Below are 23,999 nucleotides of genomic sequence, written 5' to 3'. Positions count from 1 at the left end.
TAGTGCCGCTTTCGGCACCACCGAAGCGCGACGACCGCAGCACCTCCACCCCGAAGCGCCGCTACCTTCCAAGCGATGCATTTGACTTTCAGACGGAAGTACTCGTCTGTTGCAAAAGATGGCCAAACACGGCCACGGCAATAGGGGCCGTTCTGCGTGCAACGTTCGCTGATCCTGATGGGCCTGACCGGGCTGTTGCCGATCGTCTTGCTGGGGGCCGTCTATACGGCGGTCTCGTTGCGCGAACAGCGGAACGCGCTGGATCGCCAGGCCGTGATCGCCAGCCGATCCACCGCCCGGCTGGTGGGGCGCGAAATCGCCGCCAACCTGGACGCGGTGAAGATGATCGGGCGATCACCGACCCTCGATAGGCCTTTGGACCTGGATCGCTTTACGCGATTGGGCATGCGGCTGATGGAGGATCACCCCAACTGGTCCCGGATCAGCGTCGCAGATGCGGGTGGCAATCGCGTGCTGGACCTGCCCGAGCCGATCGGCGGGCGGCTGGGCAAGGTCGTCGAGCCGGAAAGCCTGGCGGCGGCGGTGCGCACCGGCCAGCCGCAGGTGGGCATCGTCGCGGCGGGCCCGGGCGGCGGAAAGGCCTTCGCCATTCGTGCGCCGGCAGCCCGGGCTTCGGGCGTCCGCTATGTCGTATCTGCAGTGCTCCGCGTCGAGGCAATGCGGCCACTGCTGGTGAACGAGGATGTGCCGCCCAGCTGGCGGGTGCGGCTATTCGATCGTCGCGGCACCCTTGTCGCCCAGGCGGGCAAGGCGCCGGCGGGCCCCGTCCATGCCGTGCGTACCCGCGTACCCGAGCTGGGCGGCGGCGAAGTGCGGGTGGAAGTACCCGGCGGCACCTTTGCGGCGCTGACGCGGCAGGCGCGGATGGTGCTGATTGCCGGCGGCATTGTCGCACTGCTGCTGTTCGCGGCGCTCGCGCTGCTGCTGGCGCGCGAACTGCGCCGGTTTCGCCAGCGCGAAGCGGCGGCGGTGCAGGCGCAGCGGCTGGAGGCGCTGGGTCGCCTGACCGGCGGCGTGGCGCACGACCTGAACAATCTGCTGACGCCCGTGCTCGGCGGACTGGACCTGCTGCGCGGCCGCTGCGCCGAGGATGCGAAGGCGATGCGCTATATCGACAGCGCGACGCAAAGCGCGGAGCGGGCACGCGGGCTGGTGGCGCGGCTGCTCGCCTATTCGCGGCGGCAGGCCCTGACCCCGGAAGCAATCGACGTGCCGGCGATGCTGCACGAGCTGCACGAATTGCTGCAGCGATCGGTGGGCCCGTCGATCGGCTGCACGATCGCCGCCGTCCCGCCGCTGCCGCCGATTTCCGCAGATCGGCATCAACTCGAACTGGCGATCCTGAACCTGGTGATCAATGCACGCGATGCGATTCAGGCGGGCGATCGCCCGGGCGGCCGCATCGCGATCCAAGCCCGCGCGGCGCGGCGCGACGAGGCGCGCGGGCTGCCACGCGGCGACTATCTGGCCATCGCCGTAGCGGACGACGGCTGCGGGATGGACGCGGTGACGCTGCGGCGTGCGGTCGAGCCGTTCTTCACCACCAAAGCGAGCGATCGCGGCACCGGGCTGGGCCTGTCGATGGTCCACGGCTTCGCCGAACAGTCGGCCGGCCGGCTGCTGATCGAAAGCGCGCCGGGCGAGGGAACGACGGTGACGCTGGTGCTACCGGCAACGGCCGATGCAGTCGCCGAAACCCGCATCCAACAGGCCCGACCGACGCGGACTACGCGGATCCTGCTGGTCGACGACGATCCCGCGGTGCGCGAGGCGGCGGCCGAAGTGCTGCGGACCCATGGCCACGCCGTTGCAGAAGCCGATTCGCTGGTCCAGGGCATGGCAGCGCTGCTGCAGGATGCGGCGATCGGCGTGGTGATCACCGATTATATGATGCCCGGCGGCACGGGGGGCGCATTCATCACCCGCGCCCGCGCCGCGGGGCTGCGTCAGCCCTTCCTGGTGCTCACCGGCTATATGGATTCGACCGAGGATCTGCCGGCCGGCGTGCCGCAGCTGCGCAAGCCATTTCGCGAGCGCGAATTGCTTCACGCGGTGGATGCGTTGCTCGGCTGAGGCCGATCCGATCAGAGCTCGCCCGGCTGCGGCAACCACGGCGGATCGGCGCGAAGGCGGCGCGGCGGCAGCGGGGAAATCTGGCGCAACGCCGCCAGATCGCACAGCACGATGCGGTGGCCTTCGCGTACGACCAGACCTTCGCGCTCCAGCAGCCGCATCGTCCGGTTCACATGCACCGAAGTGAGCCCCAGCACGTCGCCGATCTGCTCCTGCGTCAACGGCAGATCGAATGTCCCATCCGCCACTACGCCGATCGTGCTCAAGCGATCGTGCAAATCGAGCAGCAACCGCACCAGCCGCTCTCGTGCCGAGGATTTGCCCATCGACGCCACGATATCCATCAGCGCGATCCGCTCGATCTGCACGAACAGGAACAGCACCCCGCCCAATCGGGGATAGGCGACGAGCAGCTCGCGAAGCCGCGTCAACGGGACTGCCGAGACACGGCATTCGGTGATCGCGGTCAGCGTGTCGGCCGCGGTTTCCAGCGCCATGCTGGGCGTGCCCATCATGTCACCTGGGATATGGACCTTGATGATCTGGCGCTGGCCGTTGGGCAGGCGGATGGCGGAACTCGCCCAGCCCTCGAGCAGCATGTAGATCGCGCCCACCGGTTCGCGATCCCGCCGGATCACGGCGTTGCGGCGATACAGGACGGCGTCTTTCCCCAGGCTGCGCAGCACCTCCGCTTCTGCAGGTGATAGCGTTACCAAATCATCGAACCGCGTTAACGGAAATTCCTGCAAGCCCGATGCTCCCCGATGAGACGGCCCGTTCGCCGTCCACACTTTGCCTGAAAGGCGTGGCCGTTGCATGTCGGCCTTCCCCACAGCGACGATTAGCGGCGGGCGCTTCGGCTGGCAATCGCCCGGACAACGTAGCTAATATCTAACACTTTATGAAGGCTAGGCTTTCTGCCGAACCGGTCGTCAATGCCCCTTGCGCGGAATCACGTGGAGCAGAGCGACAATAACGCCGCCCACCACCAGCCCGGCCACGGCCGAGCCAAGCGCATAGACGAGCCAGGCGACGACAGCGCCCAGCGCGCCGGTCGCGGCGCCCGTTGCTTCGGACCAATGATGCAGCATGTGCGGGAGCGCGCCGAATCCGAATTCCTCCAGTCCATGCAGCAGGATGCCGCCGCCCACCCAGATCATCGCCGCCACCCCGATGTGCGACAGCGCGGAGAGCAGCACCGGCATCGCCGTGACCAGCCCGCGCCCGAACGCGGCGGTGCCGCCACCGCTGCCGGCGCGGCTAAGGTGCAGCCCGATATCGTCCATCTTCACGATCAGCGCGACCACGCCATAGACCCCCACCGTGATCGCCAGCGCCACAAGCACGAGCGCGCCGGCGCGCGTCGCGAACGACATGTCCGCCGGCAGCTGCGACAGCGCGATCACCATGATTTCGGCCGACAAAATCAGGTCGGTGCGGATGGCGCCCAGCACCTGGCGCTTTTCCAGCGCCTTGGGATCGGTGATCTCGGCAACTTCCTCGGCATGATGCTCGCCGCGCACCGCTTCGATGACCTTCTCGGTCGCTTCGAAACAGAGATAGGCGCCGCCCAGCATCAGGATCGGCGTCAATGCCCAGGGTGCGAACGCACTGAGCAGCAGTGCCAGCGGCAGGATCACCAGCAGCTTGTTGGCGATCGATCCAAGCGCGATCTTGCCGATGATCGGCAGTTCGCGCTCGGGCGGCAGCGCGACGACATAGCGCGGCGTGACCGCGGTGTCGTCGATCACCACGCCGGCAGCCTTCACCCCAGCGCGGCCCGCCGCCGCGCCAACGTCGTCCAGCGACGCCGCCGCCAGCTTCGCCAGCGCCGCGATATCGTCCAGCAATGCGACCAGGCCACCCGCCATGCAAATCCCCCTCGTGTTTCGGCTGGGCTAGCCGAGATGCAGCGGAAATGCACGGGGGCTATGTCAGATCCCATCGGCTTCAGCGCCGATAGACTCCCCGCCTTCGCGGAAATGAAGCGTTGGGGTGTGGGGCGGCCCCTTCGGCGCCCCATCACGGCGCGATCAATCGGGCAGGTCGACCGGTTCCTCGATCGTGAAGTCCGCCGACGCGCTTGGCGCACCGGTGCCCGGTTGCCCGCCGCCGACGGTCACGCGGTAACGGCCCGCCAGCACCCGATGCTGCCCCTCCACCGTCACGGCGCTCAGATCGCGCGGGGCGAGGGCGAAGCGCAGTTGCCGCGCCTCCCCCGGCTTCAGCGACACGCGCTGGAAGCCGCGCAGCGCCAGCCGCGGAGCACCCGGATCCTCGGGGAAGTCGAGATAGAGCTGCGCCACTTCGTCGCCTGCGCGGGCGCCGCTATTGCGCACCTCCGCCGTGATCGTCACCCCTGCCCCGTCCTTCTCCACCAGCGGCGCGGCATAGGCGAAGCGGGTGTAGCTGAGGCCGTGGCCGAACGGATAGACCGGCGTACCGGTGAAATAGCGATAGGTACGCCCCTGCATGCTGTAATCGCCGAAGGGCGGCAGATCGTCGACGCTGCGATAGAAGGTTAGCGGCAGGCGGCCCGAGGGGCTGGTCTTGCCCGACAGCACATTGGCGATCGCGGTGCCGCCCACTTCGCCCGGATACCAGGCCTCCAGAATCGCGGCGGCATGGTCCTTGGCCCAGCTGAGGTTGATCGGGCTGCCGTTCATCGCCACCACGACGAGCGGCTTGCCGGTTGCCCTGGCCGCTTCCAGCAGCGCCTGCTGATCCGGCAACAGATCGAGGCTGGTCTTGTCGCCCCCCTTGAAGCCGGGGATCTGCACCGGGGACTCCTCGGCCTCTAGATCGGACGTGATGCCGACCACCGCCACGAGCACATCGGCCCTTGCGGCGGCCGCCTTCATCTCCGCCATCGGATCGGCGACAATGCGCTTCCAGACGAGGTCGATGCCGGAGAGGACATGCTCGTCGGTTCGCACCTCGATCGGGTAGCGCTTGCCCTTGACCAGCCGCACCTCGCGCATCGTCGGCAGGCTGCCCCAACCGGATTTGGTGAGGTCGACAAAGGGCTTGCCCTCGAAGGTCATCGCGCCGCCAAAGCCGGTCAGGCCCAGGCGGTAGGTGCCGGTCTCGGGCGGCACGAGGAAGCCGGTCCAGATCGTGCGGTGATGCTCGGAGACGGTCGGCAGATCGAGGCTGCGGGCGGAGACATCGGCCTCGACGCGAGTCACCACCGGCGTGTCGGCGAACTGCATCTTGGCGGTGATGTCGCGGAAGGTGCCGGGGGCGAACTCCGCAGGCGGCGGCGTCACCGGGTTGAAGTAGCGGGCGAGAAGTCCAGGCTTGCCGTCCGGCGTGCGCAGCGCCGATCCGGGCACCGGGTCGCCATCGGTGACCGAGGCACCGAAGGGTGCGTAGCGGACATTGGCGCGCGGGAAGGCGCGACGCAGCCCTTCCACCACCGAGATCGGCTCGCCCGACTGCGGCGAAGAGTAATTGCCGCGCAGCACGCGCGTGGCATCGCCAAGCGGGCCGATCACGGCAATGCGGCTGCCGCGTTTCAGCGGCAACAGGCCATCATTCTTGAGCAGCACCAGGCTCTTTTCGGCCGCATCGAGCGCCAGGGCGCGGTGCGCCGGGGCGCCGACATCGCTGCGCTTGCCCGTCGCCGCGCGGATGCCCGGAAGATCGCCGACACGCAATCGGGCGGAGAACAGCCGCACCAGCGTGCGATCGATGTCGCCTTGCGTGATCAGGCCCCGAGCCAGCGCTTCGCGGTAGCGATCGCCCAGCCCCGCCGTGTCGGTAAGCGTGGCGCCGTTGCATTCATTGTCGACGCCCGCGCGGATCGCCGCCGCTACCGCCGCTGCACCATCGGGAGCATAATGATGGTTGTCGCTGATATCCTTCACCGCGTCGCAATCGGACACGACGAATCCCTTGAAGCCCCAGGCGCCGCGCAGATGCTCCTTCAGCAACATGTCGCTGGCGCAGGCGGGCTGGCCGTCGATGCGGTTATAAGCGCACATCACCGATCCCGCCTTGCCCTCGACGATCGCGGCGCGGAACGCCGGCAGATAGGTATCCTCCAGATCGTGGCGCGAGACGAACACATTGGCTTCGTGGCGCGTCGATTCGGGCCCGCTATGCACCGCATAATGCTTGGGCGTGGCGATCACATTGGGGAGGTCCGGATTCGGCCCCTGCATGCCGGCCACGAAGGCGACACCCATCCGCGCGGCGAGGAACGGATCCTCCCCATAGGTTTCCTGCCCGCGCCCCCAGCGCGGATCCCGGAAGATGTTGATGTTGGGCGACCAAGTGTCGAGCCCGGTGCCGATCCTCCCCATTCTTCCGGTTTCGCGGGCAAGCGCGTGAAGGCCGCGCACCTCGCGGCTGATCGCAGCGGCGACGTCATGAACGAGCGGCGCATCGAAGCTGGCGGCAAGGCCGATCGGCTCCGGGAAATTGGTGGTCGGTAGTGTGCCGAGCGCCCCATGGAGCGACTCGGTCCACCAGTTGTAGCGCGGGATGCCGAGACGCGGGATCGCGGGTGCGGCGTTGAGCAACTGGCCGATCTTCTCGTCGGGCGTGAGCTGCGCGACGATGGCGGCCGCCTTCGCATCGGCCTCGCTTGCGGTCTGCGCCAGCGCAGGCAGCGGCGTGAGCACAGCGGCCAGCAGGGCGGCGCGAATCGTGCGGTTCATCTGATAATCCCTTCTGCGGTCGTCAGACCGATTGCAGCCCGTGTTTGTGAATCTTGCGGATCAGGTCGCGGTGCCGCGGCAGGCCGGCGCAGAGCCGTTCGGTCTGCGCGGCATTCTCGCGCATCGCACGCTCGGCGAGGCGCTGGTCGCTCGACAGGGACTCCGGCTCGACTTCGCTGCGGAAGCCCATGCCGTAGAGGACATATTGGTAGCTGGCAGGCGGAAACACCTCCTCCACCCGATCGAACTCGTCATGGAACCAGGGCGGCTGGTAGCGCCACAGCGTGAGCAGCTCCTGCAGCCGCTCCGGGATCGTCTCGGGCAGCAGATTGTCGCGCCAGAAGGCCGAATCGGTGCGCTGCGTGAGCACATAGTGCAGCTTGAGGAAGTCGATGATCCGGCCCCAGCGATAGAGCGTGGTGGCGTTGAAGCGCTTCGCCACCACGTCCATCACTTCGCGCACCGCTGGCATCTGTTCGGCGATCAGCTTGGCCGAGAGCTCGATCAGCACGATCGCGGAGGCCTCCAGCGGCTCGAGAAAGCCGGCGGCAAGGCCGACTGCGACGACATTGTTCTTCCAGAAGATCTCGCGATGCCCCGAGCGGATCGGGATGCGGCGGACGCTCGCGTCGGCGCCGGCCGGCCCCAGATAGGCGCGCAGCGTCGCCTCGGCCTGGTCGTCGCTGGTGTGGCGGGTAGAATAGACATAGCCGGTGCCGCGTCGGGTCGGCAGGCCGATGTCCCAAATCCAGCCGGAATCCTGCGCGGTCGACAGCGTGTGGGTAGCGATCGGGGCGTTCTCTTCCGGATACGGTACCTGCGCGGCCAGCGCGGCGTCGCAGAACAGTACGTCTCCGCAATCCTTGAACGGCACCCCCATCGTCTGGCCGAGCAGCAGCGAGCGGAAGCCGGTGCAGTCGACGAACAGATCGCCTTCGATCCGCCCCGCCTGCTCGGTGTCGATCGCGACGATATCGCCATTCTCGGCCTGCTCGACCGAGCGGACATCGGCGAGCACGTGGCGCACGCCCAGCTTGGTGGTGCAGTGGCGGGTCAGGAACGGCGCGAACTTGCCGGCATCCAGGTGGTAGGCATAGTTGGCCTGCCCGTCATATTCGGGCGTCGCGATCGTCTTGGGGGCAAGCCCCGCGTCGCAGATCCGGCCCTGCGGCGTGACCGTGTCGCAGAAGCTGCGACCCTGTGCGTTGGCGATCCAGTGCGGCACCAGGCTCAGCTGGTGGAAGCCCTGGGGCAGCATGAGCGGGTGGTAATAGGCGTCGTCCTCGGCGCCGGTGGTCCAGCGGGCGAACAGCGCGCCCTGCTTGAAGGCGGCATCGCACTCGCGGAAGAAGTCGGTTTCGGAGACGCCGATCTTGGCGAGCGTCGTCCGAAGCGTGGGCCAGGTCCCCTCGCCCACCCCGATGATCGGCGTATTGGGCGATTCGACCAGGGTTACGGTGAAACCGCCGGGCATCCGGCTCTGGTGCCGGGCGGCAATGACTCCCGCAGCAAGCCAACCGGCGGTGCCGCCCCCGACGATGACGATGTTACGAACCCGTTTCACCCGTTTCGACCCGTGCAAAAAGAAGGGATGCCGGACGATACCGGCATCCCCAGTCGTGGGAAGAGAACTTAGAAGCGATAGCGCACGCCTGCGGTGAACCGGCGACCATAAGCGTAGACATCGAGCAGCTGGTTGGAGAACCGGCCATGCGTGCTCTGCACTTCGTCGGTGATGTTCAGGATTTCGCCGAACAGGTTGATCGCATCGTTGATCCGATAGCTCGCGCTCAGATCGATCTGCAGGCTCGAATTGACGAAGGTGGGTTCGGCACCGAACGCGCTGGTGTTCTGGAGCTGCCCGAACTGGAGCAGATATTTGTCGCGCCAGTTGGCGGCGGCGCGGAATTCGATGCCGTTCTTGTCGTAGAAGCCGACAAAGTTGGCCGAGTTGGCGAGGCCGGTCACCGCGAAGCCGCTCTGGCTGATATCGGTCGGGTCATAGGGTTTGTTGGTGCCGACGAAGGTCGCGTTGGCGATGAAGCCGAAGCCGCTGTCGCCGAACGTGTTCTGCAGCGCCAGTTCGACGCCGCGAACGGTGGCTTTGGGGCCGTTGATCCGCTGCGACACGGTGAACTGCGCCGGCAGCCCGGTCGACGGATCGACGACGCCGTTGATCGTCTGCCGCTGGGTGCCCTGGACGATGAAGTTGCTGACGTTCTTCAGGAAGAAGTTCACCGCCGCATAGGAATTCCGCGCATAATACCACTCCACCGCCGCATCGAAATTGTCGGCAAGATAGGGTTGCAGCGCGGGGTTGCCGCCATCGGCGGTCAGCGCGCCGATCCGCTGGCCGACGCCGATGTTCAGGGCCGGTGTGAGCAGATTGAGCGTCGGACGGGTGAGCGTCCGCGAAGCGTCAAAGCGCAGGTGCAGAGCGTCGGTCACTTCCAGCCGCATGTCCACCGACGGCAGCAGATAGGCATAGTCCGACTTGGTCGTAATCGCCTGTTGCTGGCCGAACGCCACCGTCAACAGCGTCGGATCGGTGGTGCTGGGCGTGATCGATACCGGCAACCGCCCGATGCCAGTGGAACTGACATGCGTCACTTCCTGGCGAAGACCGGCGTTGAAGAAGAAGGGCATGCCCGACAGATCGGCCTTGAAATTGGCCGAGACATAGAGCGCCCAGGTCTTCTCGCCGATGTCGCGCGTGCTGCCGACATCGTCCGCCACCGCAAACTGGCCGTTGAAGGTACCGCCGCAGCAACCGGTATTATAGCCCGGGATCGTCCTCGATTGCGGATTGCCCAAGCCGGTCAGGAAGTTCTGATAGTCGATGGCGTTGAAGTTGAGCAGAACCGGCGGCAGCGCGCCGCTATAGCCGGGCAGGAAGTTGCCGGTGCTTACCGTGCCCTTGAACAGGCTCGCCGGGATCGCCACGCCACCGCTGGTGCCCGACGCCGGGCCATAGCCCGAATAGGCCTGCCAGAAATTGTTGGCGAAGGTGTTGGCGCTGCGGAAGACGAACTTGTCGTCCAGATACGAACCGCCGACGCGCAGGGTCAGATCGTCCTGCTCCCACTTCAGCCCCAGTCGGCCCTGCTTGATCGTATCCCGATTCTTGTTGGCGATGTTGACGGTCACGTGGCTGCCGATTGCGGACAGATCGGCCCAGCGGCTGGTGCTGCCGCCCGCGCCATAGTTCTTCAGTTCGGGGATCACGTCCTTGCTGTCGCCGCTGATCGTAATGCCAAGCGACGGCCCGATGCCGAAGCCATAGCCGACATCGGCGCCGCGCGAGCTGATCCGATCGTCCGGATTGAGCCAGCTGTTCGACAGGCTGGCATCGCCTTCCACCTGCAGCCGATCGGACACGTCCCACTTGACGTTGAAGCCCGTCTGATTGGTGCGGCGCAGATTGCTGTCGGTCGCGGCGATGAAGTCGGTTTGCGATCCCGCCTGGGTGAAATCGACCGTCGTGCCGTTCTCGTCGAGCTTCACGTTGCGCAGGCTGCCCTGGTTGAACCAGATGCCGAAGCCGAAGCTTTCGGTGTTGATGCGCTGGTCGGAATAGTTGTTGTCGAGCGTGAGCAGCACATTGTCCGACGGGCGCCATTGCAGGGCGATGCGGCCATCGACGCGTTCGTCGCGCGTGTAGAGCTGCTGCGCGCCATATTGCTGTTCGAACCAGCCAACGACCGTCTGGCGATTGGTTGCGACCGCATAGGCGGCCGAGTTGACGTCGCTGGTCGGGTTGCAGGTCGTCGCGGTGGTGCCGGCGAGCTGGCATGGCGCATAGCGGCCGCCCGGCCAGCCGCGGACGAAGACATTGTTCGTCTGGGTATCGTGGCGAGTGTAGATCGCGTTGACGAGCACACCGAACGTATCTTCGGCGAAGGTCTTGCTGAGCAGGATGCCGCCGGTGGGCACGATCTTGCCGGCATCGTCCTGGATCGATCCGGATGCGGTGGCGGCAAAGTGGAATCCCGAACGATCGAACGGCTTAGGATAGGCGACGTTGATCGTCGCACCGATCGAACTCGACGAGAGCGACACGTCGGGCGTCTTGAGGACCGTCAGCGCGCCGACAAAGTCCGAGCCGACCGTTGAGAAATCGATTGAGCGGCCGCCCGTAGCGGTGGAAAGGCGGCGTCCGTCGACCAGCGTTTCGTTGAAGTCTCCGCCAAAGCCGCGGATCGTCACGCCATTGGGTTCGCCGCGGGGCCCGTCGCGCTGGATCGAGATGCCCGGCAGGCGTTGCAGCGACGCCGCGACGTTGGAATCGGGAAATTTGCCGATATCCTCGGAGGAAATCTGTTCGATCACGCCCGGCGCGTTGCGCTTGGCATCCAGGTTGCGCTGCAGCGATCCCCGGATGCCGGTGACGATGATCTCTTCATCCTGGGTTGGCGTGGTGGAGACCTGCGCCTCTTGGGCGTGGGCTGGCGCAAGAATACCCAGCACCAGTGCACTAGACGCACCCGTCAGGCTCCAGCGCAAAGCACGTGCGCGCCGACGTGGAACGAAATGATTGTTGTTGTTCCGAAAGTTCATACCCCCTCCAACAGTTCTGGGTTCGAAACTTGACGCGTCGTTGCACGCCACAATTCGCAGGCGCAGCGCCGTTGGCCACGCTTCATGCTGTCGGAGAAAAGATATACGCCTTCGCATCCGCAAAAAGGCGGCAAGCAATCCTCTCCGATTCATTGTTCTTCTGCGAATCTATAGAGACTGTATCGTCTTACGTTAGCGCTATCAACATCAAATTTGTCGGCGTAGTCGTCCCCTTTAGTCGGGGCATTGGCGGCGTGCATGCGAAGGGATATGCAAGGTGCCAAGCGGTGCCGTCCCGGCCCGGCAAGAAGTCGCGAGAGGATGGCTGCGATGGCAGAGGATATGATTTTGCTCGATTCGGCCGAACATCGCGGGCTGCGGCTGAGACCCAGCGCGAAGCCGCTGCCGCACTTCGTCCCGATCGTTCCCGAGGAATTCGCCGCCGCCGCGGCGTGCTGCCCCGTGCTATTGACCAAGGACGCTGAGACCGGCCGCTTCTATACCGGCGCGATCCTGGGATTCGAGCCGGGCGAGACTCTGGTCGAGCTGCGCCCCGATGCCGGCTTTTGGCCGCTGGTGCTGGAACGCGACGGCTTTCTGATCGCCGGGGAATCGATTGCCATCGATGCTCGGGCGGCGCGGTTCAGTACCGAAGAAGGGGAACCGCTCTTTGGAGACGACGGCACCCCCGCTCCCGCATTGCGCCGCATCCAACAGGTGCTGGCGCAACTCCATCGCGGTGCCGATGCCAGCACCCTCTTCATTGACGCGCTGCTTGCTCATGGGCTGGTCGAACCGATCGATCTGTCGCTGCGGTTCGACGATGGTCGCACGCTGCAACTGGCTGGGTTGTACACGGTGAGCCTGGATGGCGTGCACGCGCTGGACGATGCAACGGCGCTGGGCTTGTTCCGATCGGGCCAGCTAGCACTCATCTATGCGATGGCGGGCTCGCTGCGGCAGATTCCGGTTCTCGCCGCACGTCGCAACCGGCAGTTGGCCGCATAGTGCCGCGATGATTGCCACGCTTCACGGCGCCGATCGGGCGGCATTCGATACGCATCGGCTGGCGTGCGAGCCGGTGGTGCTCCGCGGGCTGGGCGCCCACCTGCCGCTGCACGAAGCCGCTCGCTCGATCGACACGCTCATCCCCTATCTGCTCACTTTCGATTCAGGCGCATCGGCACAGGCCTTTGTCGGTCCGCCCGATATCGGCGGTCGCTACGGCTATGGCGATCGAGCGGACGGCTTCAACTTCGCCCGCGAGACGCTGGCGCTGCCTGCTGCACTGGCTCGGATCCGAGCTGCCGCGACGGGGCCGGGTGGAGAGTCCCTGTATCTGGGCTCGCTCCCTGCCGAGGTGCACCTGCCCGGCCTGGCCGAAGCGAACCCGCTGCCCTTGGCGCCCTTGGGAGTCAGGCCGGGGGTTTGGGTGGGCAATGCGTCGTTCGTGGCATGCCACTATGATCGATTTGACAATCTGGCCTGCGTGATGGCCGGTAGGCGGCGATTCACCCTCTACCCGCCGGACGCGATCGCGGACCTGTATGTCGGGCCGATCGACCACACGATGGCGGGCCAGCCGGTGAGCCTTGCCGCGATGGCCCCCGACAACGACCCGCGATACCCGCGCTTCGCCGCGGCGCGGGCGCGGGCGCAGACGGTGGAGCTGGAGCCGGGCGATGCGCTCTACCTGCCCAAATTATGGTGGCATGCGGTGGAGGGAACCGCCCCGTTCAATCTGCTGCTCAACTATTGGTGGGACGGGTTCGCGACCGGCCCGGACTCGCCCTACACCGCCATGCTGCTGGCGATGACCACGCTGGCCGAGCGCCCCGCCGCGGAACGCGCCGCCTGGCGCGCCTATTTCGATCATTATGCCTTTCGCCTGGACGGACACCCGCTCGCCCACCTACCACCCGAACGCCACGGCATCCTCGCGAGCTCGCGCGAAAATCTGGGGCGGATCCGTGCGTTCGTCATGCAGGCGCTGCGTGGCGGCTGAGAGCGCCGCCACGCAGCCGCATCACGGCTGGACCGGGAACTCGTAGACGACGGTCGCCGTGGCCGGCACCGTAAGGCGCGTGCCGAGCGGCGGTGCCGGCATCTCCCGGATGGTGACGCCCGGTGCGGCACCCACCTTGTTCGCCGCGTCGAGCGAGGCGCCGGTCAACAGCCATTGCCGCCCGGCGCCGCGCGTCTTCACGCTTTTCAGCGCCACCGCAACGCTTTGCGGCTGATAGGTCGCGTTGACGATTGCGATCTTGAGCGTCCGGCCATCGGCACTGAGCCCGGCAATCATGTCGAGCGGCCAGGTCGCGCTGCCCGCCTTAACCTGGGGATGGCTGTAGCCGACGACATGTTTGGGATCGGGCTGTGGCACGTTGCCATCAAGCGCGACGGGAATCGTCCCCGCGCCGAAATGCTCGCCATACAGCTTGAACACAAGCCCTGTGGTGTTCAGCACCGAGGCGGTCGGCGTGATATCCATCGTCGAGGCCCCGGTAGTGAAGGCGCCCATCGTCAGGAAATCAGTGTGGCGCAGCATTTCCTGCAGCACCATCGCATAGGCGAGCGCGTTCTTCAGCGTCGGCGGCCCGAAATAGGCATATTCGTCCATCGACAGGAAGATCTTCTTCTCCCGGATCGCGGGGAACCGCTGTTCGTAGATCTTCCACTCCTCGGCCTTCATCCGCACCTGATTCGACGGCGAGCGGACATATTCGATCAGCTCGGCATCGGCGGGTGCGTTCGGGCGCTGCTCGGCACGATCGTACCAATGTTCGCTGACGCCGTCGAAATTGCCCCAAGCCTTGGCGAAGAGGCCGCCGGTCCAATCCTCTTCCGTGCCGAACTTGTGCTGGATGCTGGCGAGCGTCGGATTTTCCTGTGTTCCCTTTGGATGCATCTGATCCGGCATCGCGCCCGATCCGATCAGCACAATCGACGGGTCCTTGGCCCGCATCGCACGGGCGAAATCATTGTGCTTGATCATGAAGTAATCGAGCGTCGTACGGCCGATCTGCCACCACCCATAAGGTTCGTTGCCGATGTTCCAGAAGCGCACGCGATACGGTTCGGGATGGCCGTTGGCGGCGCGCTTGGCGCCCCATTCGCTCGTCGCCGGGCCGTTGAGATATTCGACCTCCTCGGCCGCAGAATTGGCGTCCCCCAGCCCGGCATTGACCGTGACATAGGGCTCGACGTCGATCAGGCGGGCCAATGTCATCCATTCGTCCATGCCCAGATCGTTCGGCTGCATCGCGCTCCAGGCATGGTCGAACATCGGCGGGCGCTTGTCGCGCGGGCCGATCGCTTCATGCCAGTCCCAGTCGGACAGGAAATTGCCACCGGGCAGCCGCCAGAAGCCCGAATTGAGCGACCGTGCAATCGCAATCGTGTCCGCACGCCAACCCTCGACATTGTCCGCCGGCATCAGCGATACGGCGGCGACGCGGAAACGGCCGTTGCCGGTACCCGTGATTTCGAACCGCGCATCGTCGGAATCGGTCTTGGGCGTGAAGGCGAAGGTTACTTTCTGCCAGCCGCTGCCCGGCGCGGGCAGCACCACCGTCTCGCCCGCATCGCTCCCCTGCCCCGAGGAGAGCCGCACCTGCACCTTCGCCCCGGCATCGCCGCTCAGCCACAGCGACCCGAGATAGCGCCTGCCGCCGACCACCCCGATCCCGGCCTGGGCCAAACCGCGGGCATTGGCCGCATCCACCGCAACGCTGGGGCTCTGCGTGCCGACATAGGGATCGCGCGAGTCCATGATGACGGCATCGTCGCCGCCGACCGGCCGCCACTTACGATATGCTACGCCCGGCCGACCTTCTGCATTGGGCGGCGGCGGCACGTCCCGCGCGGCTGGCACGACAGGATAGTAGAATTTCCGATCGTCGAGCATTTCCGCCCATAGGGTGCGCGCCACCAGCCCGCCGATCGGCTCGATGAACATGCCATATTCATATTTGGTAACGGGCGCCGATCGGCGCCCCGCATCGATCGTCGCCTGAAGCGACTGGCCTTGCGCAGCCGATATAGTGAACGCGAGCACGAGCGCAGGCGTGGCGGTGCGAAACGGCGCCATGAACCTCTCCCCTCTTTTTATTTACTCCTACCTGTTGTACGCCGTCTTTGATGTTAACGCTACCGTAAACTTGATCGACATCTCTATAACTTGGCTGCATCAGGGGCGTAATTGGCGCATCCCCGGCCTGGCATGCTGCCAATCCTTGCACGGACAAAAGAACGACAACCACGACAGAGAGGATAGCGAGAATGGGCACGCTGAAGAATATGGCCGCGGCACTTCTGTTGACCGGCGTTGCGCTGGCCTCGCCACCAGCATCCGCACAGGTGCAGACAGCGGTTCCGGCCGTGGTCTCCGGTGCTCGCCCGGTAGCAATCGAGCGGATCAAGGTGCATGCGCCATCCATCGAAGGCAATCTGGAAGGCGAAAGCGCCGATCGCGACGTCATCGTCGTGCTTCCCCCCGGCTACGCCGCCAATCCTCGCAAGCGCTACCCGGTCGTCTACGCGCTGCACGGCTATTCGATCGGCGTCGAGCAGTGGATTCAAGAAATCCATGTGCCGCAAGTGGTGGAAGGCGCCTTCGCACTGGGCGCGAAGCCGGTCATCCTGGTGCTGCCCGACAGCAGGACGCTGCACAACGGATCGATGTATTCGAGCTCGCCCACCACGGGAGACTTCGAGCGATTCGTTGCGCGCGATCTCGTCGCCTATATCGACGGGCATTATCGCACGCTGGCCAAGCGGGAGAGCCGCGGCCTGGTTGGCCATTCGATGGGCGGATATGGCGCGACGCGAATCGGCATGAAGCACGCCGATGTATTCGGCGCCGTCTACATGATGAGCCCTTGCTGCCTCTCTGCTCGCGACGCGGGCATGCTCGACGAAGCCGCGCTGGCGCAGCTGAACGCGGTGAAGTCGCGCGAAGCCGCCACCGCGCTGCCCTGGGGCCTGCGTGCGACGCTGGCCGCTGCCGCTGCCTGGTCGCCCAATCCGAAGGCGCCGCCGCTGTACCTCGATCTGCCTGGGAAAGACGAGAAGCAGCGGGCCGAGGTTCTGGCGAAATGGGCAGCAAACGCGCCGCTGGCCTTTATCGACCAATATGTCGGTAACCTGCGCCGCTATCGCGCCATTGCCATCGACGTAGGCGACAAGGACGGGCTGCGGTTCGATGCACAGAAGCTGCACGAGGCACTGGACCGCTACGGAATAGCCAACCAGTTTACCGTCTACCCTGGCGACCATACCAGCGCCGTGGCGGACCGATTCCAGAACCATGTGCTGCCCTTCTTCAGCACCAACCTTGCTTTCGGTGAAGCACGATGATCCGCACCCTCTCACTTCTCGCCGTCGCCGCCGCATTGGCGCTTCCGGCCGCCACCTCCGCTCAGACGGTCGACCCACTTGCGGCGAAAGGGCGCTGGACTGCGCAGCATCGCGGCGCCGCGCCGTTGCCGCCAATGGGCTGGAACAGCTGGAACGCATTCACCAGCGACATCGACGAGGAGAAGCTGCTCGCGTCGGCTAAAGTGATCGTGGACAGCGGGCTGGCGGCCAAGGGCTACCGCTATATCGACATCGATGACGGCTGGTGGCTGCGCCGCAACCAACCCGATGGCCGTATGGTGATCCGCACCAAGGCCTTCCCTTCAGCGGCGATGGCGGATGGCACCACCAGCTTCCGTCCGCTCACCGATCGGCTTCATGCCATGGGACTGAAAGCCGGCATCTATTCCGATATCGGCCGGAACAGCTGCGGCCAGGTCTTCACGTCCACCTTTCCCGGCCAGCCGGAAGGCACGGTGCTGGAGCGCGAAGTGGGGCTGTTCGGCCATGTCGACCAGGACATACGGCTCTATTTCGCGGACTGGGGCTTCGATCTCATCAAGGTGGACGGATGCGGCATTCGCGGGCTCCCCGCGAGCGACTCGCGCGTGAAGGCCGGGCAGTATCGCGCGTTCGAACCGCTGGTGGATGTCGACTCGCTGGGGAGGACGAACGTCGCCGCGGTGCGCCGGCTGTATGAGGAAGTGGGTGCGGCACTCGATCGATGGAATCCGGATCAGGACTTCGTCTTCTCGCTCTGCATCTGGGGCGCTGCCGACGTGCGAAGCTGGGCCAAGCAAGTGGGCAACATGTCGCGCACCAGCGAGGATATCTCACCCAGCTGGGGACGGATGCTACACAATCTCGACAGCGCGGCCCGTCGCCCCTTCTATGCCCATCCCGGCAGTTGGAACGATCCCGATATGCTGTTCGTCGGCACCGGACCGTTCGACGCCGATCATCCGGTGGAGGCGCGGGCGCACTTCAGCCTATGGGCGATGCTGAACGCGCCGCTGATGATCGGCTATGATCTGCGCAAGGCGAGCCCTGCACTGCTCGACATTCTGGGCAATGCCCGGATCATAGCGCTCAATCAGGATCCAGCCGGCAACCAAGCGATCCTGGCAGTCGACTCCGATGATATCGACATCTTCGTCAAGACACTGGCCAATGGCGACAAGGCCGTTGCGATCTTCAATCGCACGGATTTGCCGCTCGACGCCACGCTCACGGCGCAACATCTGAAGTTGCGCGGCGACGCTGAAATAGCACTCACCGACCTGTGGAGCGGCGAGTCGCTTCGCTTCACTGGCGAGAAGCCGTTTCGCCTCGCTGCGCACGAAGCCCGCGTCTTCACCGCACGCGGCGCCCGCATGCTTGCCGACGGCTTGTATCTGTCGGAGATGCCGGGCCGGGTGAACCCCGCGGTGGACGGCGTGATCGTGCCGCAGGCGGAGCCGCTCGTGCGGCGCTCGCTGCTGCCTTGGCGCGGCAGCAAGGGCAATGGCGAACCTCCCCGCTATGGCGGCTGGGGCGGCACCCAGCCCGATCGCGCAGTCTATGGCGAGACGCTCGGCGTAGGCGGCCGCAGCTTCGAAACCGGCGTCGGCGCGCTCGCGAATTCCCGCATCGAAGTGCGAAGCGAAGGCTTCGCACGATTCAGCGCGGAAGTTGGCGTGGACGATAGCGCACGCGATCGAGGCCAAGCCGTTACCTTCTACGTCTATGCCGACGGCAAGCTTCGGGCACAGAGTCCCGCCCTGCGATTCGGCCAGGCACCGGTGATGCTCAAGGCCGATATCCGCGGCGCCAAGCTGGTGGAATTGGTGGCGCGTACGCCGGGCAACCCGCGCTTTGCCGATCCGATCGCCTGGGGGAACGCCGCGCTGCACCGGTAAGCAGGATGCCGGTGCTACGCGCTGGTCACTCGCTTGCGAGCAGTGTCGACGCCTGTTTGGCAAAGTGGAAGTAGCCGCGCTTGCAATGCGGCCAAGCCTGGGCATCCCAATCGCGCAGATGCTCTGCCACTGCGAGACCCTCTCGTCTTGCGTCCGCCAGCGCATCGGCAATCGGACCGACCGGCGCGTAGCCGGTGACGATCTGCGGGAGCGCTTCTGCCGCGGCCTGGGCCACCACGTCCTGTAGCGAGGCTACCCAGGCGGAGGGTGCCCCCCACCGCTCCTGGGCGCGTTGAAGACCGTCGGCGGTAGCTGCGATGTCGGCGGGTCCGTTGCACAAGGACCGGCACGCTACGATCCGGCGCACCGCCAGTGGCTGCGTCGCCGGCTGCACGTCCAGCGACAGATCCTCGGCCGTCAACAGCAGCAGCGTCGGTTTTTCGATATTCGGCGCAGTAATGGTTCGCGGCAGCTGCGCTGGCGGCATGGGTGTTTCACGTGGAACACGCGCCTCTTGCGCGAGCCCTCTGGGATTGAACCTTCCACCGGTTTGTCGGCGAATATGTTCGGCATTGGCCAGATAGGCTTTGTCTTGCGTGTGCAACCCGGCAACCCACCGCCAGGACAGTGTATTCGAGGCTGGATCCGCGTCGATCAACTGCCGGTAGAGGAAGTCGGCACCCAGCTCCCAGGGGAGCCCCAGCGTGAAGATCCAGATCGACGCGACTTGCATGCGCGCCCAGTTGTGAAGATAGCCGGTCGCGCGCAGCTCGGCGACCCAAGCATCGAACGCGTCGATGCCGGTCGTACCCGCAACGGCATCGCGGTATCCTGCGGGAAGTCCGCCATCGTGGAAGGACTGGACAGTCGCCTTCCAAGACTCCCAAACAAAGGGATGCTGTTCGAGCCATCCCTTCCAATAGGTGCGCCAGGTGAGCTCGCGAAGAAAGGCTGCGGCACCTTCCCGTCCGTGCGCGGCAATCACTGCCGCCGCAACTTCGTCTTCCCCGATGAGGCGCCGGCGCAGCGCTGCGGAGAGCCGCGAAACCGCGCCATGCTGACCAGAGGCTGCGACCTCGTTGCGACGTTCGGCATAGCTGCGCCCCGCCATGGGCAGGAACGCTTCAAGCCGCGCGAGCGCTGCGCTGCGCGATAGCGGAAAGTCGAACGAGAGCACCGAAGCGCGGTCGCCGGAGGTCTGGAGCAGCATGGCGTAAAGGTGCCATAGGCCCCCTGCCCGCCCCACCTGACATTTCGGACATCGGAAGGCGCTGCTAGATGCGCTCGCCGGAAAGCCGCTGACAGACCATGTCGAGCTGATCGAGCGTTGAGTAGGACACCGTCAGCGCCCCACCCTTTTCGCCATGCGCGATGCGCACGTTAAGACCCAGGACGTCGCCGAGATGTCGCTCGAGTGCCGCGATGTCGGGATCGCGTTCCGGGGCCGCCGTACCCGCCTTCCGCTTGGGAAGGGGCTTCGCGTTTCGCGCCAGCTTTTCCGCGTCGCGAACCGAAAGACCTTTCGCCACGACTTCTTTGGCCAGCTTCTCCGTATCGGGCGCGCCCACAAGAGCACGGGCGTGACCCATCTCCAGCGAACGATCCACCACCATTTCACGAACGCTGGGCGGCAGATCGAGCAGGCGCAGCAGATTGGCGATATGGCTGCGAGACTTATGGACGATCTTGCCCAGCGCCTCCTGGGTATGGCCGAACTCGCGAATCAACCGCGCATAGCCCTCCGCTTCTTCGATCGCGTTCAGATCCTGCCGCTGGATGTTCTCGATCAGCGCGATTTCAAGCGTTTCGGCGTCGGTCAACTCGCGAACGATCACCGGCACTTCGTGCAGCCGCGCCCGCTGCGCCGCCCGCCAGCGGCGCTCGCCGGCGACGATCTGGAAATTCTGGCCATGCGGGCGCACGAAGATCGGCTGAATCATGCCGCGCGTGCGGATCGAATCGGCGAGGGTCTCCAGTGCCTCTTCGTCGAAATGCCGGCGCGGCTGGTTGGGATCGGCGATCAGCGCGCTGATCGGCAACATCCGCACCCCCGATGCACTGGTCGGGTTACCCTTGATCGGCTCTTCGGGAACGCTTTCGCCGAGCAGCGCGGACAGACCTCGGCCGAGACCGGGGCGGGGCTTGCGGGCGGCGGCGGGGGAATCGGTCATGAAGCTTTCTTGCTGTTGGGGAGACGATCGATCACTTCACGCGCGAGCGCGATATAGGCTTCCGAGCCGGCGCATCGATGATCGTAGATCAGCGCCGGTACGCCGTGGCTGGGCGCTTCGGAAAGCCGGACATTGCGGGGGATGACAGTGTCGAACACGACGCGGCCGAGCACGGCCCGAACGTCTTCCGAAACCTGATCCGTCAGACGATTGCGGCGATCATACATGGTCAGCGCCACGCCGAGGATCGACAGGCCTGGATTGAAGCGGCTGCGGATCCGCTCGACGGTGTTGAGCAGCTGGCTGAGCCCTTCGAGCGCAAAGAACTCGCACTGGAGCGGCACCAGCAGCGCATGACATGCGACCATGGCGTTGACGGTCAGCAAGCCCAGGGACGGCGGGCAATCGATCAGGATCACGTCCCAGCGCATCGCCTGATGCCGGCGAATGGCAGCATCGAGCCGATGCGTGCGCGCATCGAACTCGATCAGCTCGATCTCAGCACCCGACAGATCCTGTGTCGCGGGGACGACGTCCAGGCCGGGAACGTCCGTAGGAACCGCCACATCTTCTAGCTGCGCGTCGGAGACCAGCAGATCGTAGCTCGAATGCTCTCGGTGCGATCGGGCGATGCCCAACCCGGTCGATGCGTTGCCCTGCGGGTCGAGGTCGATCAGCAGCACGCGCTTGCCGGTGGCGGCAAGGGCGGTACCGACATTGATGGCCGTGGTGGTCTTACCCACCCCGCCCTTTTGATTGGCGATCGTGATGGTGATCATCTGGCGCCTATCTGTGTTGCGACCACGATGCCCGAGTCCGGCTGCGTGATGCTGGGTTCCACGTGGAACCGACCTTGCCATTTCGCACGCGCGGCATCCACCTCCGAATGCGCGCTTCGTCCTTTTGGCAGCACCCATATCGTGGACGAATCTGTGCACGACACTGTGGATAACAACAGCACTGACAATTCCGCGACCGCGCGCGCCGATACGACGGCTACAGGTGAATCGGGGCGGAACGCTTCGACCTTGCTCTGCACGACGCGCACGCGATCGCCCAATCCCAAAGTCTCGGCGCACTCGCGAAGAAAGGCCACCCGTTTGGCGCGCGGCTCCACCAACACCATTGGACGCTCGGTAAGGATCGCCACGACGATACCAGGGAGGCCTGCCCCGCTACCTACATCTAGCCACACGCCCTCGCGCGCTCCGGTCGCAAGCAGCACAAGCTGCGCCGAATCCGCCAGGTGGCGCCCCCAAAGCGCCGGTAAGGTAGAGCGTGCGATCAGGTTCTGGTGCTCTGCTCCCTCTACGAGAATATCGCCGAATCGTGCCAATAGTGTTTCACGTGAAACACCAAACCGCTCGCGGACCCAGGCACGTGCCTCATCCTCGGTCATGCAGCTGCCTTCCGCGCGTGGAGAAGGATCGCAGATAGCGCCGCCGGCGTTATCCCGCGGATGCGCGCGGCGGCGCCCAGCGTCTCGGGTGCCGCGGCGCTGAGGCGCTCGACCATCTCGTTCGACAGTCCAGGTATCGCCGCATAGTTCATGTCGGCGCGCAACCGGACCGCGTCATTCGCCCGCAATTGCGCCACCTCGGCATCCTGGCGCTCCAGATATGGCGCGTAGCGGGCATCTTCGACATATTCGGCGAGCAGCGCAGGATCCACGTCTGGTACATCGTCCAGCACATGATCAAGCGTAACGCTTGGAAAGCGCAGCCAATCGCGCGCAGGACGCCGCGCACCATCCTGTGCCACCGGCGCGCCCCGTGCAGCCAGCGCATGCGCTGTCCGCTCGACAGCAAAGAGCGAATCAAGCATTGCCCTCCCCGCGCTGCGCGCCTCCAGCCGTCCACGGCGCGCAGGCCCCAGCAATCCCAATGTCGCTCCGATCGGGCCCAATCGCGTTTCTGCGTTGTCTGCTCGAAGCCGCAGGCGGAACTCGGCCCGCGCAGTAAGCATTCGATAAGGTTCGGTGACGCCCTGCAGCACGAGATCGTCTATCATTACCCCAAGATAGGAAGTTGCGCGATCCAGCACTAACGGTGCCAGCCCGAGCGCATGCGCGGCCGCATTGGCGCCGGCGATCAGGCCCTGTCCGCCCGCCTCTTCATATCCGGTCGTGCCGTTGATCTGGCCAGCGAAAAAGATGCCGGAGATTTGCGGCAGGCTCAGCGTAGAGTCGAGTGCGCGCGGGTCGATATAGTCATATTCCACCGCATAACCAGGAACGGTGATCACTGCCGCCTCGAGCCCCGGAATCGACGCGATCATCGCCTGCTGCACGTCGACCGGAAGCGAGGTCGAAAGGCCGTTGGGATAGATCCAGTGGTGGTCGAGCGCTTCCGGCTCCAGAAAGATCTGGTGTCCGTCGCGGTCGCCGAATCGGTGGACCTTGTCTTCGATCGAGGGGCAATAGCGTGGCCCTTGCGCTTCGATTGCGCCGGTGAACAGAGGCGAACGAGATAGTCCGCCGCGGATCGCGTCGTGCGTACGGTGGGTTGTTCGCGTCACTGCACAGTGCAGCTGCGGCAACGGGCGCGATACGGTGACCGGGGACATTGTCCAAGGCTCCGCGTCGGACGGCTGCTCCTCGGTGCGAGTCCAGTCGATTGTCCGACCATCGAGCCGAGGTGGCGTGCCGGTTTTCAGCCTGCCCATTGGTAGGGCGAGCTCCCGCAACTGCGCTGCCAGCCGCAGGGCAGCCGCTTCGTCTACGCGACCGCCCTCCATCCGCTCCTCGCCGCGGTACAGCCTGCCGCCCAGGAACGTCCCGGTTGCCAGCACAACGGCTGCAGCGGAAAGCGAGCTGCCGTCCCGCAGCTGCACGCCCGTTACGCGATCACCCTCGAGCAGCAGCGCTTCGGCCTCTCCCGCGATCAGCGACAGCCCAGGCTGGCTGAGCAGCATCTGCTGAACCGCCGCTGCATAGCGAATGCGATCCGCCTGCACGCGCGGCCCTTGCACTGCCGTGCCCTTCGATCGGTTGAGCATCCGATAATGGATGCCGGCTGCGTCAGCCGCGCGCGCCATCAGGCCATCCAGCGCGTCGATCTCACGCACGAGGTGCCCCTTCCCCAAGCCCCCGATCGCAGGATTGCACGACATGGCGCCGAGCTTGGTAAGGTCGAAGCTGAGCAGGGCGGTGCGGGCACCGCGGCGTGCCGCCGCCGCTGCTGCTTCCGTACCGGCATGGCCACCGCCGATGACGATCACATCGAATTGCATGCGGCTGCTAGACTTTGTTTGCGCAT

General features: G+C 65.4%; 16 protein-coding genes. 5 read left to right on the top strand and 11 right to left on the bottom strand.

The features are described from left to right. Window positions 1-156: 156 nt before the first annotated feature. Window positions 157-2,094: an ATP-binding protein gene (locus ACNFJ7_RS12790; RefSeq protein WP_019369128.1), complete on the top strand. Its 1,938-nt coding sequence runs from the start codon at window positions 157-159 to the stop codon at window positions 2,092-2,094. A gap of 11 nt (window positions 2,095-2,105) precedes the next feature. Here ACNFJ7_RS12790 and ACNFJ7_RS12785 read toward each other — a convergent pair whose 3' ends face one another. The 5 genes from ACNFJ7_RS12785 to ACNFJ7_RS12765 all read right to left on the bottom strand — a co-directional run bounded on the left by ACNFJ7_RS12785 (window position 2,106) and on the right by ACNFJ7_RS12765 (window position 11,225). Continuing rightward, window positions 2,106-2,810, bottom strand: a complete 705-nt coding sequence (locus ACNFJ7_RS12785; RefSeq protein ID WP_236704427.1) for a Crp/Fnr family transcriptional regulator — start codon at window positions 2,808-2,810, stop codon at window positions 2,106-2,108. Window positions 2,811-3,026: 216 nt separating this feature from the next. Continuing rightward, the gene (locus ACNFJ7_RS12780; RefSeq protein WP_019369126.1) at window positions 3,027-3,965 is read right to left on the bottom strand and encodes a DUF808 domain-containing protein; all 939 of its coding nucleotides are present in this window, start codon (window positions 3,963-3,965) and stop codon (window positions 3,027-3,029) included. Between the two features lie 162 nt (window positions 3,966-4,127). After that, the gene (locus ACNFJ7_RS12775; RefSeq protein WP_058805422.1) at window positions 4,128-6,758 is read right to left on the bottom strand and encodes a glycoside hydrolase family 3 C-terminal domain-containing protein; all 2,631 of its coding nucleotides are present in this window, start codon (window positions 6,756-6,758) and stop codon (window positions 4,128-4,130) included. 22 nt (window positions 6,759-6,780) lie between these two features. Beyond that, window positions 6,781-8,322 carry a tryptophan halogenase family protein gene (locus tag ACNFJ7_RS12770; RefSeq protein WP_026009071.1) on the bottom strand — a complete coding sequence of 514 codons (1,542 nt, stop codon included), beginning with the start codon at window positions 8,320-8,322 and terminating at the stop codon, window positions 6,781-6,783. 68 nt (window positions 8,323-8,390) lie between these two features. Then, window positions 8,391-11,225 carry a TonB-dependent receptor gene (locus tag ACNFJ7_RS12765; RefSeq protein WP_019369123.1) on the bottom strand — a complete coding sequence of 945 codons (2,835 nt, stop codon included), beginning with the start codon at window positions 11,223-11,225 and terminating at the stop codon, window positions 8,391-8,393. Window positions 11,226-11,645: 420 nt separating this feature from the next. Here ACNFJ7_RS12765 and ACNFJ7_RS12760 point away from each other — a divergent pair, with 420 nt between their 5' ends. Together ACNFJ7_RS12760 and ACNFJ7_RS12755 are read left to right on the top strand one after the other, a co-directional pair. Next, complete coding sequence (locus ACNFJ7_RS12760) at window positions 11,646-12,323, top strand: SapC family protein (protein ID WP_019369122.1); 678 nt, start codon at window positions 11,646-11,648, stop codon at window positions 12,321-12,323. A 7-nt stretch (window positions 12,324-12,330) separates the two neighbouring features. Then, the gene (locus tag ACNFJ7_RS12755; protein WP_019369121.1) at window positions 12,331-13,320 is read left to right on the top strand and encodes a cupin-like domain-containing protein; all 990 of its coding nucleotides are present in this window, start codon (window positions 12,331-12,333) and stop codon (window positions 13,318-13,320) included. Between the two features lie 21 nt (window positions 13,321-13,341). Here ACNFJ7_RS12755 and ACNFJ7_RS12750 read toward each other — a convergent pair whose 3' ends face one another. Further along, window positions 13,342-15,405, bottom strand: a complete 2,064-nt coding sequence (locus ACNFJ7_RS12750) for an alpha-L-arabinofuranosidase C-terminal domain-containing protein (RefSeq protein WP_019369120.1) — start codon at window positions 15,403-15,405, stop codon at window positions 13,342-13,344. A gap of 191 nt (window positions 15,406-15,596) precedes the next feature. On the opposite strand from ACNFJ7_RS12750, the gene ACNFJ7_RS12745 reads away from it, so the two are divergent. Both ACNFJ7_RS12745 and ACNFJ7_RS12740 read left to right on the top strand, forming a co-directional pair. Next, window positions 15,597-16,673: an alpha/beta hydrolase gene (locus ACNFJ7_RS12745; RefSeq protein ID WP_019369119.1), complete on the top strand. Its 1,077-nt coding sequence runs from the start codon at window positions 15,597-15,599 to the stop codon at window positions 16,671-16,673. Continuing rightward, window positions 16,670-18,571, top strand: coding sequence for an NPCBM/NEW2 domain-containing protein (locus ACNFJ7_RS12740; protein ID WP_019369118.1), 1,902 nt, complete (start codon window positions 16,670-16,672; stop codon window positions 18,569-18,571). Before ACNFJ7_RS12745 ends, ACNFJ7_RS12740 begins: the two co-directional genes overlap by 4 nt. Before the next feature lie 25 nt (window positions 18,572-18,596). Here the strand turns inward: ACNFJ7_RS12740 and ACNFJ7_RS12735 are convergent, their stop codons facing one another. The 5 genes from ACNFJ7_RS12735 to mnmG all read right to left on the bottom strand — a co-directional run bounded on the left by ACNFJ7_RS12735 (window position 18,597) and on the right by mnmG (window position 23,973). Continuing rightward, the gene (locus tag ACNFJ7_RS12735) at window positions 18,597-19,781 is read right to left on the bottom strand and encodes an FAD-binding domain-containing protein (protein ID WP_019369117.1); all 1,185 of its coding nucleotides are present in this window, start codon (window positions 19,779-19,781) and stop codon (window positions 18,597-18,599) included. A 64-nt stretch (window positions 19,782-19,845) separates the two neighbouring features. Continuing rightward, window positions 19,846-20,742, bottom strand: coding sequence for a ParB/RepB/Spo0J family partition protein (locus ACNFJ7_RS12730; protein WP_019369116.1), 897 nt, complete (start codon window positions 20,740-20,742; stop codon window positions 19,846-19,848). Further along, entirely contained in the window at window positions 20,739-21,521 is a 783-nt protein-coding gene (locus ACNFJ7_RS12725; RefSeq protein WP_019369115.1) for a ParA family protein, read from the bottom strand. Before ACNFJ7_RS12725 ends, ACNFJ7_RS12730 begins: the two co-directional genes overlap by 4 nt. Then, on the bottom strand, window positions 21,518-22,141 hold the full coding sequence (gene rsmG, locus ACNFJ7_RS12720) for a 16S rRNA (guanine(527)-N(7))-methyltransferase RsmG (protein WP_019369114.1): 624 nt from the start codon (window positions 22,139-22,141) through the stop codon (window positions 21,518-21,520). Before rsmG ends, ACNFJ7_RS12725 begins: the two co-directional genes overlap by 4 nt. Beyond that, the gene (mnmG, locus tag ACNFJ7_RS12715) at window positions 22,138-23,973 is read right to left on the bottom strand and encodes a tRNA uridine-5-carboxymethylaminomethyl(34) synthesis enzyme MnmG (protein WP_019369113.1); all 1,836 of its coding nucleotides are present in this window, start codon (window positions 23,971-23,973) and stop codon (window positions 22,138-22,140) included. Before mnmG ends, rsmG begins: the two co-directional genes overlap by 4 nt. Window positions 23,974-23,999 lie beyond the last annotated feature (26 nt).

The sequence above is a fragment of the Sphingomonas sp. HT-1 genome (assembly GCF_048568905.1).
Taxonomy (GTDB): domain Bacteria; phylum Pseudomonadota; class Alphaproteobacteria; order Sphingomonadales; family Sphingomonadaceae; genus Sphingomonas.
This window is presented reverse-complemented; position numbering and strand designations above follow the sequence as displayed.

Excerpts from the sequence above, each read along its gene's own strand:
- ACNFJ7_RS12780 (WP_019369126.1), bottom strand. The coding sequence starts at position 3,965 with ATGGCGGGTGGCCTGGTCGCATTGCTGGACGATATCGCGGCGCTGGCG.
- ACNFJ7_RS12775 (WP_058805422.1), bottom strand. The coding sequence starts at position 6,758 with ATGAACCGCACGATTCGCGCCGCCCTGCTGGCCGCTGTGCTCACGCCG.
- ACNFJ7_RS12760 (WP_019369122.1), top strand. The coding sequence starts at position 11,646 with ATGGCAGAGGATATGATTTTGCTCGATTCGGCCGAACATCGCGGGCTG.
- ACNFJ7_RS12755 (WP_019369121.1), top strand. The coding sequence starts at position 12,331 with ATGATTGCCACGCTTCACGGCGCCGATCGGGCGGCATTCGATACGCAT.
- ACNFJ7_RS12750 (WP_019369120.1), bottom strand. The coding sequence starts at position 15,405 with ATGGCGCCGTTTCGCACCGCCACGCCTGCGCTCGTGCTCGCGTTCACT.
- ACNFJ7_RS12745 (WP_019369119.1), top strand. The coding sequence starts at position 15,597 with ATGGGCACGCTGAAGAATATGGCCGCGGCACTTCTGTTGACCGGCGTT.
- ACNFJ7_RS12740 (WP_019369118.1), top strand. The coding sequence starts at position 16,670 with ATGATCCGCACCCTCTCACTTCTCGCCGTCGCCGCCGCATTGGCGCTT.
- ACNFJ7_RS12735 (WP_019369117.1), bottom strand. The coding sequence starts at position 19,781 with ATGCTGCTCCAGACCTCCGGCGACCGCGCTTCGGTGCTCTCGTTCGAC.
- ACNFJ7_RS12730 (WP_019369116.1), bottom strand. The coding sequence starts at position 20,742 with ATGACCGATTCCCCCGCCGCCGCCCGCAAGCCCCGCCCCGGTCTCGGC.
- ACNFJ7_RS12725 (WP_019369115.1), bottom strand. The coding sequence starts at position 21,521 with ATGATCACCATCACGATCGCCAATCAAAAGGGCGGGGTGGGTAAGACC.
- rsmG (WP_019369114.1), bottom strand. The coding sequence starts at position 22,141 with ATGACCGAGGATGAGGCACGTGCCTGGGTCCGCGAGCGGTTTGGTGTT.
- mnmG (WP_019369113.1), bottom strand. The coding sequence starts at position 23,973 with ATGCAATTCGATGTGATCGTCATCGGCGGTGGCCATGCCGGTACGGAA.